Annotated in this window: 18 protein-coding genes; 3 read left to right on the top strand and 15 right to left on the bottom strand. The window is 33.3% G+C overall.

Annotated elements, in window-relative coordinates; translation table 11 throughout:
- Positions 1-5: 5 nt before the first annotated feature.
- The 10 genes from ACS5L2_RS00375 to psmA all read right to left on the bottom strand — a co-directional run bounded on the left by ACS5L2_RS00375 (position 6) and on the right by psmA (position 4,958).
- Positions 6-275, bottom strand: coding sequence for a NifB/NifX family molybdenum-iron cluster-binding protein (locus tag ACS5L2_RS00375; protein ID WP_459201790.1), 270 nt, complete (start codon positions 273-275; stop codon positions 6-8).
- Between the two features lie 10 nt (positions 276-285).
- A complete protein-coding gene (locus ACS5L2_RS00380; protein WP_459201791.1) occupies positions 286-660 on the bottom strand; it encodes a dihydroneopterin aldolase family protein in 375 nt (124 codons plus the stop codon).
- Positions 653-1,669, bottom strand: a complete 1,017-nt coding sequence (locus ACS5L2_RS00385) for a DHH family phosphoesterase (RefSeq protein ID WP_459201792.1) — start codon at positions 1,667-1,669, stop codon at positions 653-655. Before ACS5L2_RS00385 ends, ACS5L2_RS00380 begins: the two co-directional genes overlap by 8 nt.
- A gap of 38 nt (positions 1,670-1,707) precedes the next feature.
- The gene (locus ACS5L2_RS00390) at positions 1,708-2,049 is read right to left on the bottom strand and encodes a prefoldin subunit beta (RefSeq protein WP_459201793.1); all 342 of its coding nucleotides are present in this window, start codon (positions 2,047-2,049) and stop codon (positions 1,708-1,710) included.
- Positions 2,050-2,107: 58 nt separating this feature from the next.
- Entirely contained in the window at positions 2,108-2,359 is a 252-nt protein-coding gene (locus ACS5L2_RS00395; RefSeq protein ID WP_459201794.1) for a KEOPS complex subunit Pcc1, read from the bottom strand.
- Between the two features lie 7 nt (positions 2,360-2,366).
- Positions 2,367-2,861: an rRNA maturation protein gene (locus ACS5L2_RS00400; protein ID WP_459201795.1), complete on the bottom strand. Its 495-nt coding sequence runs from the start codon at positions 2,859-2,861 to the stop codon at positions 2,367-2,369.
- Positions 2,861-3,001, bottom strand: a complete 141-nt coding sequence (locus ACS5L2_RS00405; RefSeq protein ID WP_011869173.1) for a DNA-directed RNA polymerase subunit P — start codon at positions 2,999-3,001, stop codon at positions 2,861-2,863. Before ACS5L2_RS00405 ends, ACS5L2_RS00400 begins: the two co-directional genes overlap by 1 nt.
- Before the next feature lie 54 nt (positions 3,002-3,055).
- The gene (gene rpl37A / locus ACS5L2_RS00410; protein WP_459201796.1) at positions 3,056-3,346 is read right to left on the bottom strand and encodes a 50S ribosomal protein L37Ae; all 291 of its coding nucleotides are present in this window, start codon (positions 3,344-3,346) and stop codon (positions 3,056-3,058) included.
- 29 nt (positions 3,347-3,375) lie between these two features.
- Positions 3,376-4,080: a ribosome assembly factor SBDS gene (locus tag ACS5L2_RS00415; RefSeq protein ID WP_459201797.1), complete on the bottom strand. Its 705-nt coding sequence runs from the start codon at positions 4,078-4,080 to the stop codon at positions 3,376-3,378.
- Positions 4,081-4,178: 98 nt separating this feature from the next.
- Positions 4,179-4,958 (bottom strand): archaeal proteasome endopeptidase complex subunit alpha, encoded by a 780-nt coding sequence (gene psmA, locus ACS5L2_RS00420; RefSeq protein ID WP_459201798.1) that lies wholly within the window; start codon positions 4,956-4,958, stop codon positions 4,179-4,181.
- A gap of 172 nt (positions 4,959-5,130) precedes the next feature.
- Here psmA and ACS5L2_RS00425 point away from each other — a divergent pair, with 172 nt between their 5' ends.
- Positions 5,131-5,427, top strand: a complete 297-nt coding sequence (locus tag ACS5L2_RS00425) for an iron-sulfur cluster biosynthesis family protein (RefSeq protein ID WP_459201799.1) — start codon at positions 5,131-5,133, stop codon at positions 5,425-5,427.
- A gap of 62 nt (positions 5,428-5,489) precedes the next feature.
- Here the strand turns inward: ACS5L2_RS00425 and ACS5L2_RS00430 are convergent, their stop codons facing one another.
- Complete coding sequence (locus tag ACS5L2_RS00430; protein ID WP_459201800.1) at positions 5,490-7,598, bottom strand: acetate--CoA ligase family protein; 2,109 nt, start codon at positions 7,596-7,598, stop codon at positions 5,490-5,492.
- Positions 7,599-7,739: 141 nt separating this feature from the next.
- On the opposite strand from ACS5L2_RS00430, the gene ACS5L2_RS00435 reads away from it, so the two are divergent.
- A complete protein-coding gene (locus ACS5L2_RS00435; protein WP_459201801.1) occupies positions 7,740-9,254 on the top strand; it encodes an NAD(P)H-hydrate dehydratase in 1,515 nt (504 codons plus the stop codon).
- Between the two features lie 29 nt (positions 9,255-9,283).
- The gene (locus ACS5L2_RS00440) at positions 9,284-10,171 is read left to right on the top strand and encodes a PHP-associated domain-containing protein (RefSeq protein WP_459201802.1); all 888 of its coding nucleotides are present in this window, start codon (positions 9,284-9,286) and stop codon (positions 10,169-10,171) included.
- A 28-nt stretch (positions 10,172-10,199) separates the two neighbouring features.
- Here the strand turns inward: ACS5L2_RS00440 and hisH are convergent, their stop codons facing one another.
- The 4 genes from hisH to ACS5L2_RS00460 form a co-directional block, all read right to left on the bottom strand.
- Complete coding sequence (gene hisH / locus ACS5L2_RS00445) at positions 10,200-10,811, bottom strand: imidazole glycerol phosphate synthase subunit HisH (RefSeq protein ID WP_459201803.1); 612 nt, start codon at positions 10,809-10,811, stop codon at positions 10,200-10,202.
- 11 nt (positions 10,812-10,822) lie between these two features.
- The gene (locus ACS5L2_RS00450) at positions 10,823-11,368 is read right to left on the bottom strand and encodes a TATA-box-binding protein (protein WP_459201804.1); all 546 of its coding nucleotides are present in this window, start codon (positions 11,366-11,368) and stop codon (positions 10,823-10,825) included.
- A gap of 130 nt (positions 11,369-11,498) precedes the next feature.
- A complete protein-coding gene (gene rpl12p, locus ACS5L2_RS00455; protein WP_012067791.1) occupies positions 11,499-11,798 on the bottom strand; it encodes a 50S ribosomal protein P1 in 300 nt (99 codons plus the stop codon).
- A gap of 84 nt (positions 11,799-11,882) precedes the next feature.
- Complete coding sequence (locus tag ACS5L2_RS00460) at positions 11,883-12,890, bottom strand: 50S ribosomal protein L10 (RefSeq protein ID WP_459201805.1); 1,008 nt, start codon at positions 12,888-12,890, stop codon at positions 11,883-11,885.
- Positions 12,891-12,898: the final 8 nt, after the last annotated feature.

The following is a 12,898-nucleotide window of genomic DNA, read 5'->3' on the forward strand; positions in this document are numbered from 1 at the left end:
ATTAATTATTCAATTTTTTCTAACTTTTCTTCAATAAATTCTAAAATACAAACGTCAACATCGTTTTGTTCACAAAAGAAACTTTCCATTTTTCCATTAAATTTTTCGCGTTTGTTAACAATAATCGCATTTGGTTTTTCTTTTAGCATTTCTTCAAGATTTAACAGGGTTTTTGTATCAACGACTTCTTTTTCTTCGATTTTAAATATTAAAAAATATTTTGCAAAATCAACATCTGAAATTGTATCCATGTCCATTGGAACTGCAACTTTCATTTTTTCACCTTTAAATTTTTTCAACGTACATTAGCGGATAATCGAGTTCTTTGATGTATTTTAACCTTAAAAAAGCACGGTTTTCTTTTGTTTTTACTGTTAGTGATACATCGAGCATTTCACCTGTTAATGAAACGTATTTTCCATCTTCAATTTCACCAACAATATTTACAGAAACATCTTCAATAAATGGCTGATTTTTCAATGACTCAGACATTGCAATTTCTAAACTTTTTTTAGTTTTTTCACTAACTGGAGTTCCAACAAACTGGTGGAAAAGTGCTCCAAGTGAAATTCCACCTTCAAAAACGGCCCTTTCCCTATCACTTAAATTTTTAAAGTATGAATCAAAAATTTCACTTTTTTCAAGGCTTTTTTCAGACATTTTTTACACCACTTAATTCTTCTTCAAGAGATTTAATACATACAGAAAGAACAGAATCAATTGCTTCTTCTTTTGTTTTTTCCTTATCCCATGGGGCATTTAATCCCGCAGCTTCAGCATGTCCGCCGCCCTGTCCACCTAAAAGCTTGGCAACGTTTTCCATTAGTGCTCCCATGTGGACTTTTTTTGAAAGTGATTTTCGTGATCTTACACTTATTCTAATTTCCCTTTCCCTTTTTCTTGCCGCAACAACGAATGCAATATCTGCACCAATACTAACAATTGTTTTTGCACAAGACGCTTCATGAGAACTTGCATTGGATATTGCAATAGTATATCCATTAAGTTCCATTAATTCCATCCTACTGCATGCTTTCAAATGTGCAATTCTTTTGCTCGGGTCACTTTCCTGGCTTAAGAGATAAAGTACTTTTTGAAAAGAAATGTCTTTCATTAACCAAGATATTATATTAAATGTGGATTCTTTTGCAATTTTCAAATGTTTTGTATCATATAAAATACCGCACAAAAGTCCTATCCTAATATTTTTTGGAGGATAGATTTTCATTTCCCTAAATAAATTTGCAACAATTTCGCAAGTTGAAGTTGATTCTTCATCCACAATATAAAATTTGCAAAAATCTATAAGGCTGGTTTTTTTGTGATGGTCTATTAAAATAACATCTGAATTACCTAATTCTTCAGAATTTACAGTTACTTGATTTATCGAAGAAGTATCAACTAAAAAAACGGTTTTAGGTAATTTTGGATACTCGATGATTTCAATTTCTTCGTTTAATTCATTTAAAATTGATCTTGAGAGTTTGCTTACTGAATCTGCAGATACTTTTAAATTTTTTTCTTTTGATTTTTTCTTAGAAAAGCTGTTTGCAAGCTGTTTTAAACCGATTGCAGCACCAACTGCATCAGGGTCTGCGTTATGGTGACATAGAAATAATATATCATCATTTTTTAGAAAATCTTTTAATATTTCAATTTTTTTCTTCATAAACAGACCTAAAAAAGAGAGTAGTAAAAATTATTAAATTACTGTCCTTGTCCGATTACTTTTTGGAGATTTTCCTGTAATTCGGTGTATCTTTTCTGCATTTTTTCTTCCTGTTTTTCAAAAGTAGTTACTCTTAACTGGAGTGTTTCTACCCTTTCGCTTAATTCTTCTTTTACTTCAGCCTTGTTTCTTTTAATGAGGATTCCTCCAGCCATTTTGAACACTTCTTCAGAATCGGATTTTTCCATTTCTTCAATGGCTTTTTCCATTTCCTTTAATTGTGTTTCAAACTGCTGTTTTTGGTACATTATCATCTGTAACTGTTGCTGGAGTTGTTGGAATTGCATTAACTGATTTTGAACATTTGCTGGTAATTCCATGATTTCAATCCTCTTTTAGTTTTAATTTATTTTTTAAACTCATTTTATATATCAATTATTATTCATCTTCTGTTAGTTTATATATACTTTCTGCAACTTTTATCCAACGAAGATACGAGTAAATTGATGCTTTTAATATACTCAATTCGTCAGAAACACACGATATAATAATTGAATTTTCAAAAAGGTTCATTTCACATTTTGAACGAACTTGTGATGCGACATGTTCTGGAAAAACAGATTCATAAATAATTTTAGCTTTTTTTGGGGTTTCAAAAGTTAGTTTTAATGTAAATTTTGGGTAAGCCATAATAACACTATTCAATATCGAGTATTTTTACAGTCTTAATCTTCAAACTTGGACCTAAGTTTTCTGAGTCTTTGTGAACTTCAATGTAGAACGTGGTCTCATCAACCGTTTTAAATGTAATTACAACATCAGAACTCTCTTCTTCATAATTACTCAATTTTTTGAATAAATATTCGGAAAATAATTCTTTTAAATTTTCAGTATTTTTATCGAACTTTGAACTCAACTTTCCAGAATTTTTAAAAACTTTTCCTGAAACTTCCCTCTGAAGTTTTAAGGATAGGTTCATTGAGAGAATTTTGTTATTTTCAAAATTAAATATTTTGAGCCTTCCAGGATTTCCCTTCAATTCTTCTACAATTATCATATCTTCCTTATTTTCGATTAGCTCGGAGAAAGGAATTTTGCCCCTGTTTAATATTTCAAAATTAAAAACCCGTGCTAAATCATTTACAAGGCTCCTGGTCCTTTGGGAAGGTTTTCTGGAAGTCGTAATTATCATTATCGTGCCTGAACTTTTTTAACTATTTTAGGCCTTAATTTTATCAAAACTCTGTTACTGCAGTGAGGACATTTAGCTTTTAATCCTATCTCATCAAGAGTTACAATTTTTCCGCAGTTGGAACATCTGTACTCTGCCATAATATCACCTAAAAAAGCTTAAAATAAAAAACAAATGGTTTAAAAATAATTAAATTAGATTTCTCTACTTTTACTTTCGATAACTCTTCTGATAGCTTTTGTAACAACCTTACCAGCACCAGTTTCTGGAGTGTATGCTCCACCAGCGATTTTTGCACCACATTTGTCACATACCCAGATTGAGGTTCCTACTCTTTTTAATTTAGGGAATGCACAAACAGGACATTTGTATTCTTTGTTCTGTTTGATTTCAACGTCTCTTAATCTTACTCTGATTTTTCTACCGTATCTTGATCCGAATCTTCCTGCTGAACCAATTTTTTTAGTGTGGCTAAATTCTACCATCATTTCACCTGTTTCTATCCGTAAATTGATTAATCATATCTTTTAAGTACTTTAGTTTGAACAGTTCCTTTTGTAAGTTTGTTCAAATGCATGTAAAATTCGCTTTCAATACCGCTTGGAATTTCAATTACAAGAACAAGAGAACCATCGCCCAGCCACTCTTCCTGTTTAGTTGCGCCGTATTCATGAAGTGTATGGTATGCATTTGCAGCAAATTCTCCGGGAATTTTAACTGCAACATCTCTTTTTTCAAACTTAATGGGTAAAAGTTTCCTCAATTCCTTAATAATTTTAGGAATTTGTTCTTCAGCGCTTTTATAAATATCAACGCTGATTCGAGCTTCTTCCATAGCGTTTTCAATCCTTTTCGGCGGGTGTGGAGTGTCAGTTTGAGGATTTATCGTGTTTTTCGAAATTAAAGACACGATTTGCTTTCGCTTTTGTTCTTGTATTTCTTTTCGCTGGTTAGCTGTTAACTGAACAGTTCCTTTTTTTAGAATCTGTTCTGCGATTTCCAAAGGATTCAGGGTTTCAAAAATCTTCAAAAGTACATCTTCTGGAACTTTTTCTCCTTTTCCAGAATCTTTGTAGACTGCTTCAGCAGCCAAGATTTCTGAGATACCGATTGGCTGTCCTTCTTTAAATTTAGCTGCCAAGTATGGATCCACGAGTATTTCGAATTTTTCCCCATGTGATTGAAGCCTTGCTATAACAGCATCGTCCAATGACACCATATCTATCCCTTCTTTTATTTATATACCTTTCCCCCTATTAAATAAAACAATAATACGGGTTTTTTTAGGTATTTATTTTCAATTTATCTTAATTTAATTTATTCAGTACTTTCTTCGCTTTTATTTTTTTCAGCTTCTGCTTCTTCAGCTTCAACTTTTTTGTAAACAGCTTTTACGATTTTTTCGATTTCATCAACACTTATTTTTTCAACTAATTTTCCAGAATCCTTTACAATTGCCATATCAATATTTTCAGGCTTTAATTCTTCGGTAGTTTTGCTTAAAGCGTAAAGTGCTAATTCCATTCCTTCGCTAACAGTCATTTTTTCATCGTATTTAGCTTCAAGAACTTCCATTGCAATAGGTCTTCCTGAACCGATTGCTGTAGCTTTATATTCAATTAAAGCACCACTTGGGTCAGTTTCAAATAATCTTGCGCTGTGTCTGTCAATTCCTGTAATTAAAAGTGCTAAACCAAATGGTCTTGCGCCGCCGTGCTGGGTGTATGCCTGTTTGATGTCGCAGATTTTTTTTGCAAGTGCTTCAACCGTGATTGCTTCACCATAAGAAACCCTGTTCATCTGTGCTTCGAGTCTCGCCCTATCAATTAAAACTCTCGCATCAGCAACTAACCCTGATGTAGCAGCTACAATGTGGTCGTCAATCTGGAATATCTTCTCGATTGATGAAACATCGATTAATTTGCTTGTAATTCTCCTATCAACTGCAAGAACTACCCCATCTTTACACTTAATTCCTACTGCAGTGGTTCCTCGTCTCACTGCTTCTCTAGCATATTCAACCTGATAAAGTCTTCCTTCTGGGCTGAATATGGTTATTGCCCTATCGTATCCTGATGCCGGAACCATTTGTTGCATATAATTGCCTCCAAAGTTTAAATTAATAAGTATTAATTGAAAATCAACGGTTATAATAACTACTTTTCGCTGAATTTTTATATATATCTATCTTTTTTCCTTAAATCTCAGTCCTGTTATATATTAATATATTAGAAAATCTAATATATTCATGTACAGAAAGGTGAAAAATATGATCCCTGTAACAATTTCTGAAGAAGCAATGGAGTTTATAAACGAAAAAATAAGCGATACTGGTTCAAAAGACTTGATCGTGTTTTTCGAAGGATTTGGTTGAGGAGGCCCTAAATTCGGGATCGATACAGCAAGTAAAATCCTTGAAACAGATGAAAAAATTTACGATGAAGATTTTAGAATCTTTATCGACAAGATGGCCAGACAGGTATTAAACGAAGTATATATTATCGTTAAAAAATCCGTTTTCAGCGGAAAATACCTGGCAGTAAAAGGAGCAGGTGGATGCTGTTAATTTAAGAACCCTGATTGGGATTAAAGACAGCATACCTCATTTTTTTCTATTTTTTTATTGTATTATTTTGTTATAATTAATGCATCTCCAACGAATCCGCCTTGGCCTTCTTCTTTAATAAATGCAGGGTTGATATCAATTTCACTTATTTCTTCGTAAGTTTCCATTAAAACTCCAACTCTAACGATCAATTCTTTTAGGAATTCGATATCGCTTCTTTTTTCGCCTCTAACTCCTTCCAAGATTTTATATGATTTTAAGGATTCGAGTATTTCTCCAGCGTATTCTTTTGTTATGGGGGTAATTCCAAAAGAAACATCTTTTAAAACTTCTACGAATATTCCACCAAGTCCAGTCATGACAACAGGTCCAAATACCGGGTCTCTTTTAGCACCGATAATAATTTCTTTTCCTGTGACAAACTGTTCGATCAAAACACCATCGATTATTCCATCGATTTTTCTGTCTGACAAATATTTTGTTCCATTTTTCATTATCGTTTCAAATGCTTCGGATGCATCACTTGGATCAATTATCACACAGCCTGCATCTGATTTGTGCAAAATATCTGCTGAAACAACTTTCATTACTACTTTTCCTAAATTTTCAGCGTATTCTTTAGCTTCTTCTTTAGTTATAGCAACAAATTTTTCAGGAATTGCAAATCCATTCAATTTTAAAAATTCTTTTGAATTGCTTTCGTTTGCATTTGCGAGCAGTTCGTCAATTTTTTCCTGGTTGTTAGCTTTAGCAGTTGCTATTTCGGTTCTGATTTCATTTAAGTATTCAGGACTGTCGTATTTGTCCATGAGGTGGCTTTGTCTGTATAAACAAGCTAATGCTTTAACTGCAAGTTCTGGGCAGATAAATGATGGAATTCCTTTTTCTTGTAAGTAGCTTCTTGCTTCCAATACTGAAGTTCCTCCAACGAATGATGCAACAATTGGAATTTTATCTTTTTTACATATCATGTAGTTTTTAAGTTTTACAAGTTCTCTTGCAACACCAAGAGCATCGGTCATTCCTTGGGGGGTCAATATTGCGAGTAAACCATCTACATTTGGATCATTTTCAACCAATTCAAATGCGTGTTTGTATCTATTAACATCTGCATCCCCGATTAAATCCAATGGATTTGAAATACCCGATGTGTCTGGTAAATATTTTTTCAATTCAGAAACAGTTGTTGCTGAAAATTCTGCAAGTTCGAGCCCACATTTTTCAACAGAATCTGCTGCCAAAACACCAAATCCACCCGCGTTTGTTACAACAGCAAGTTTTTTGGTTTTCATTGGTGGCTGTACGGAAAAGATTTTTAAAAGATTTACGAGGTCTTCAAAGCTTTCTACGTTAAATACACGGCTTTTTTTGAATGCTGCATCATATACTGCGTTATTTCCTGCAAGGCTTCCTGTGTGTGAAGAAGCAGCTTTTGCACCTTCTTCTGATTTTCCACTTTTTAAAACAATTACTGGTTTTTTCCTTGAAATTTTTTTAGCAGCGCTGATGAATTTTTCGTCCTTTAAACCTTCAATATAAAGCGCTACAACTTTTGTGTGGGGGTCATTTTCAAGGTAATTTAACAGTTCATACTCTTGAACATCGATTTTGTTACCCATACTCACGATTTTTGAAAATCCGAGGTTGTAATAATTTGCAATATCGAGTAGTGCAGTCATGATTGCTCCACTTTGTGATATAAATGCGATATTTCCCATTTTTGAAAATTCTTTACTAAATGATGCGTTTAAATGGTTGTGAAGATTAATCACACCAAGACAGTTTGGACCGATTGTTCTGATTCCATACTGTTCAATAATTGATTTTAATCTGTCTTCTAACACGTGGTTGTTGGTTTCTGCAAATCCTGCCGTAATAATTATTGCCGCTTTTACTCCTTTTCTTCCACATTCTTCCATGGCATCTACTGCATATTCTGCAGGAATTGATATGATTACAAGGTCTGGAGTTTCAGGAACGTCTAAAACAGAGCCGTAGCATTTAATCCCGTATACTTCATTGTATTTTTTGTTAATCGGGTATACTTTTCCACCGTGCTGTTTAAAGTTCAACAGGTTTTTCATCACAGACTGCCCAACTTTTCCTTCAATTTCTGATGCACCAATTACTGCAACTGATTTTGGGCTGAATATTCCTTCAAGATTGTTCACGTAAATCCCTCGGTTTGTTATATTTTGGTAAACATAATTATAATTAATAATAATTAACAATAGGTAATTACAGTTTAATTTAATATATGTATTTTTCGGATTGAAGTTCGTGTTAAATTCAGTTTTCGGGTGTTGAAGGGTATGAAAGACATCAAATGCGTTCAGAAAACAGGAAATATTTTAAAATTTGAAGAGCTAAGAGCAAAACTTAATATTAATGATAAAAAGGACGTATCTTCTTTTGAAATAAAGGTGATTGACGAAAATTCCGAACAGTATGGAATTTCAAAAGAAAAATTAATGGAAAATGCTGGAAGGGCAGTTTACGAAGAAATTGCTAATTTAAACTTTGATTTTTCAAAAGTTTATGTATTCTGCGGTACGGGAAATAATGGGGGAGATGGTTTTGTTATTGCAAGACACTTAGCGAATAATTTTGCTACATTTGTCGTATTAATTGGTAGCGAAAGCAGGATAAAAACGCCTGAATCTCAGAAAAATTTTGAAATAATAAAAAACATGGAATTTTTCAAAAATTTAGATTATATAAATATTTTAGAAAACGAAAATGTGATGGAATTATTTAAAACACTTGAAAGTGGACTTAAACGGGATAATATACTGATAATTGATGCAATGCTTGGAACAGGAGTTACTGGAAACTTAAAAAATCATTATTCAATAATTGTTGATTATTTAAATGTTTTAAAGACCAAATACTATGAAAATTTGAAAATAGTAAGTGTAGATATCCAAACTGGAAATTTAAAATCCGATATCGAAGTTATACTTCATAAAAGAAAGGTCGAAAACAAAAACAAAAATTTTGTTGTTAAAAGTATCGGAATTCCAAAATATATTGAAAATATGATTGGAAAAGGGGATTTTAATCTTTTAAACGAAAGAAAACAAAATTCCCACAAAGGACAGAATGGAAAAGTACTGGTTATTGGCGGATCGAAAGAATATCATGGTGCGCCAGTTTTTTCAGCTCTTGCAGCTTCCAAATTTGCAGATATTGTGACAGTTGCTTCAGTTCCAAATGTTATAAACACAGTTCAAAATTATCCAGAATTAATACCCTATGAATTAAATGGGGAGTATCTCGGTTTGGAAAATACTGATGAACTTTTAAATTTGTCTAAAAATTATGATTGCACGATTTTAGGAAGTGGAATTTCTATAAATTCCGATACAAAGGAGTTTGTAAATTCTTACGTTACTGAAACAAATGGAAAAGTAGTTATTGATGCGGATGCAATAAAGTTGATTGATTATGGTAATTTTGAATTTAGAAATAATTTTATATTCACTCCGCACAAGAAAGAATTTGAGTATATCAAAAATTATATTGAAAATCAAGGATTTAATTCGACAGTAGTTTTAAAAGGAAGTCTTGATATAGTATTTAATTCTAACAATATCAAAATGAACATTACTGGAAATCAGGGAATGACTGTTGGCGGTACTGGAGATATATTATGTGGGATTATAGGTTCAATTTACTCCTGTAATGAAGCATTCCCTTCAGCATGCTGTGGAACTTATATAACTGGATATTCTGGAGATTTACTGGAAAAAGAGTATGGGTATTATTACAATTCAACAGATATTATCAAAATATTACCCAAAGTACTCAAAGAACTTCTACATTAATTTAATGTAATAATTTATTGAGGGAACTCATGGAAAATAATGTATTTAAAGCAGATATGCACATTCACACTAAATATTCTGGAATGATGAATTACATGGGCTTAAAATTTCCAGATTCGGTTGAAGAGCCTTTAAAGGTATTGAAATGTGCAAAATCAAATGGCATGGAGATAATTGCGGTAACTGACCACAACACGATTAAAGGTGCTCTTGAGACAAAAAAATATGAAAAAGAGTTCGGAATTGAAGTTGTAGTTGGAAGCGAGATAATGTCAAAAGATGGCGAAATTTTAGGATTATTTTTGAATGAAGATATTCCAAAAAGACTTAGCGCAGAAGAAACCATCGAAAGAATTCATGAACAGGGGGGACTTGCAGTATGTCCTCACCCATACAGCCCAATTTGTGAAGCAATTGGAGATAAGATGTTTGAACTTAATTTTGACGGTGTCGAAGTCTACAATGCATACCACAGGGATGGAATTGTAAACAACATTGCACTCGACAAAGTTTTAAAAAACTACCACAAATCCCCTTTTGCATTTTTGGGAGATAGTGATGCGCATTTAGCAAGAATGATTGGAAATGGACATACTAAATTTGAAGGAAACTGTGCAGATGATTTATATGATGCAATAAAGCACAGAAAAACAACGTACGAAGGAACGCCAACACCACTTTCAGATATAATTTTGTGGAGCTATAACGTGATTTACGCTTCAGAAAAAGCCCTTCTAAAATCAATGGTTAAAAAAGACGATAATATTGTAAACTACAACTGTTCAAGATTTAAAAAAGGTCTTGCGGCATTTGGTGGTTTAATGTATATTGGAACACCACTCCCGCTCCTTGCAGGGTTTTTGGGAAATATATATCTTAAGAAAAAAGCAAAACAAAAATTAAAAGAAGTAATTTAAGTTCTAATTTTGTTTTTTAAAAAATCAATTAAATTAATTCAACAAAATTTTCAATCATTTTTAAACCGTTTTTACCACTTTTTTCAGGGTGGAACTGAGTAGCATAAACATTTTTTTTGTTTAAAACACATGGGAATTCATAGCCGTAATTAGTAGTTCCTGAAATCACGTCTTTTTCTGAAGGGTTTACGTGGTACGAGTGTACAAAGTAAAAATATTCATTATTTGTTATTCCTTCAAAAAGGGGAATATCCTGAACCTGATTTACAGTATTCCAACCCATATGGGGAATTTTTTCAGAATGTCTAAATTTTATAACGTCTCCAGTTATTACTCCAAGACCAGGGATTTCTGGACATTCTTCACTTTTTTCAAGTAATAACTGCATTCCTAAGCAAATTCCTAAAAATGGAACCTTTTGAACGCATTTATTAATTATTTCATTTAAAGAACAGTCTCCAGTTTTTTTGGAAATATTTTTCATCGAATCTCCAAAATTTCCAACGCCTGGAAGAACTAACTTGTCAGCACTTAAAAGAATTTCAGGGTCACTTGTAACAACAATATCTTTTGTGTATAATTCAAGTGCCTTTTCGATACTCCTTAAGTTGCCTGCATTATAATCAATTATTGCAATCACGATTATCCCGTTTAGTATAATTCTTCTTCAAGTTCTTTTAATGTTTTAGATATTTTCTCAAATGCTATATACGCGTCTTCAATCACTTTTAATCCTGTAATTACAACTTTTCCACTACCGAATATTAAAACAACAACTTTTGGATCGCTTAATCTGTAAACTAATCCTGGAAATTGTTCTGGTTCGTATTCTGTGCATTCTAACGTGGATATATCGTCTAAGTTAGGTTCCATTCCAAGTTCGGTTGTAGCAACCATGTTCTGTACATTTACTTCGGGGTTGTCGATGATGTCCATTCCCGCATCTTTTAACTCTTTAATTATTTTGTTTATTGCAATTACTGCATCTTCTTTGCTTCTTGCACCGGTGCAATTTAATTTACCACTTCTAAATATCAAAAGTGCAACTTTAGGCTCACTTAATCTACAAACAAGTCCGGGAAACTGTTCTGGTTCGTATTCTGCGTTATCCAATATATCTGCGGCATATTCTAAGTCAATATCAGTTCCGATCTGGGTTGATACAACCACGTTTACGATTTTGATTTCAGGTTCCATAATTCTCACCAGTTTATATATCTCTATAAATTTCTATTTATATAGTATATAAACGTTTATATGTTGGATTATATATTTGGATATATCAATTTATATGCCCAAAATAAAAAAAGAGTATTCGGAAATGTAATTATCCGAATAAAGCACCGAGACCTGCAGCAGCAGCTGCGGTTGTGTCTTCTTTTTTCTCTTCTTTCTTTTCTTCAACTGGTGCAGCTGCAGCAGCTGCAGGAGCAGCAGCAGCTACTGGTGCGATTGCAGCTTTTTCGATAGCTTCTGCAATGTCAACACCTTCTAAAGCAGCAACTAAAGCTTTAACTCTTGCTTCGTTTGCTTCAACGCCGCCAGCTACTAAGATAGCTTTAACAGCGTCTTCTGTGATTTCTTTACCTGCGGAATTTAATAATAATGCTGCGTATATGTATTCCATAAAGTACACCTCCAAGATGCATGAACCTTTTTTTGAAATTATCCGTTTCTATATATATTTTTATGTATTTTATTATAAATTATTTTAGAAGAGCATTCCAAGACCTGCAGCTGGTGCAGCTTCTTCTTTTTTCTCTTCTTTCTTTTCTTCAACAGGAGCTTCTTCAACTGGTGCAGCTGCGCCTGATGACATTTTTTCTTTTAATTCTTCGTCTAAAGCGTCATCGCCAGCAAGACCTGCAACAGCAATCATTTGAGCGTAAGCTTTTCCAAGGATTGCGTTAGCTGTTTTATCTGTTACGAATGCACTTTCAACTGATACAGCTTTTGCATCGTTGAATGCTTTTTGAACGATTGTTGTAACTGTCGCGCTTGTTGGAATAACAGCGTTAACTGACAAGTTGAATGCGCTTGTGTAAGCTTTTTGGATTTTTCCGATGAATTCTTCTTCATCGATTTTTAAATCGCTTTCAGTGTAAATAACACCATCTTCGTAAACTCCGAGTACGTTTAAACCAACGGTAACTGGTTTAATACTTAATGCAGAGAGTACAACAGCAAGCTTTTGTGAGACAATTTCGCCTTCTTTTACAACGACTTTGTCTTCTTTGATTCCGATTTTACCCTTATCAATAGCAGCAGGAATTCCAACTGCTTTCAATTCACTTAAGAAAGGTCCTGGTGGCATTCCTGTTGAACCAGCTTTAACTTCGATATCGCATGGTGCAGTAGCGCCTCCTTTAACAGGTGCAGGGCTTTTGCTTTCATCAAGTGTTTTGTATAATTTGAATGGGTTCATTTCGGTAGCAATGATTGCAGCACCTTTGTCCAAGTAATCTGCTAATTTAGCAAATTCAGGATTTCCGGTTTCTTCAGCAACTTCTTCAATTGCCCTTTTCATGAGTGTGTTTCTTGACATTTTCAATGTCATTTGGTCTCTGATTTTGTCCCTGATTTCTTGGAGTTGTACCGCAGGAACTTCCATCATGTCAATTAATGCAATAATGCTTGTACTTTTAAGTAATTCTTTTAATGCATTAACTTCTTCAATTTTCCAAGGGGCAATCTTATGTTCTGATTTAGCGTCGATCATATTTTCAA

It is taken from the genome of Methanococcus mangrovi (genome assembly GCF_054506835.1).

Bases quoted from the DNA above. Each gene is read 5' to 3' on its own strand.
- ACS5L2_RS00380 (WP_459201791.1), bottom strand. From the start codon at position 660: ATGTCTGAAAAAAGCCTTGAAAAAAGTGAAATTTTTGATTCATACTTT.
- ACS5L2_RS00390 (WP_459201793.1), bottom strand. From the start codon at position 2,049: ATGGAATTACCAGCAAATGTTCAAAATCAGTTAATGCAATTCCAACAA.
- ACS5L2_RS00415 (WP_459201797.1), bottom strand. From the start codon at position 4,080: ATGGTGTCATTGGACGATGCTGTTATAGCAAGGCTTCAATCACATGGG.
- rpl37A (WP_459201796.1), bottom strand. From the start codon at position 3,346: ATGGTAGAATTTAGCCACACTAAAAAAATTGGTTCAGCAGGAAGATTC.
- ACS5L2_RS00450 (WP_459201804.1), bottom strand. From the start codon at position 11,368: ATGGAACCTGAAATCAAAATCGTAAACGTGGTTGTATCAACCCAGATC.
- ACS5L2_RS00435 (WP_459201801.1), top strand. From the start codon at position 7,740: ATGAAAGACATCAAATGCGTTCAGAAAACAGGAAATATTTTAAAATTT.
- ACS5L2_RS00440 (WP_459201802.1), top strand. From the start codon at position 9,284: ATGGAAAATAATGTATTTAAAGCAGATATGCACATTCACACTAAATAT.
- ACS5L2_RS00385 (WP_459201792.1), bottom strand. From the start codon at position 1,669: ATGAAGAAAAAAATTGAAATATTAAAAGATTTTCTAAAAAATGATGAT.
- ACS5L2_RS00405 (WP_011869173.1), bottom strand. From the start codon at position 3,001: ATGGCAGAGTACAGATGTTCCAACTGCGGAAAAATTGTAACTCTTGAT.
- rpl12p (WP_012067791.1), bottom strand. From the start codon at position 11,798: ATGGAATACATATACGCAGCATTATTATTAAATTCCGCAGGTAAAGAA.
- ACS5L2_RS00395 (WP_459201794.1), bottom strand. From the start codon at position 2,359: ATGGCTTACCCAAAATTTACATTAAAACTAACTTTTGAAACCCCAAAA.
- ACS5L2_RS00375 (WP_459201790.1), bottom strand. From the start codon at position 275: ATGAAAGTTGCAGTTCCAATGGACATGGATACAATTTCAGATGTTGAT.
- psmA (WP_459201798.1), bottom strand. From the start codon at position 4,958: ATGCAACAAATGGTTCCGGCATCAGGATACGATAGGGCAATAACCATA.
- ACS5L2_RS00400 (WP_459201795.1), bottom strand. From the start codon at position 2,861: ATGATAATTACGACTTCCAGAAAACCTTCCCAAAGGACCAGGAGCCTT.
- ACS5L2_RS00460 (WP_459201805.1), bottom strand. From the start codon at position 12,890: ATGATCGACGCTAAATCAGAACATAAGATTGCCCCTTGGAAAATTGAA.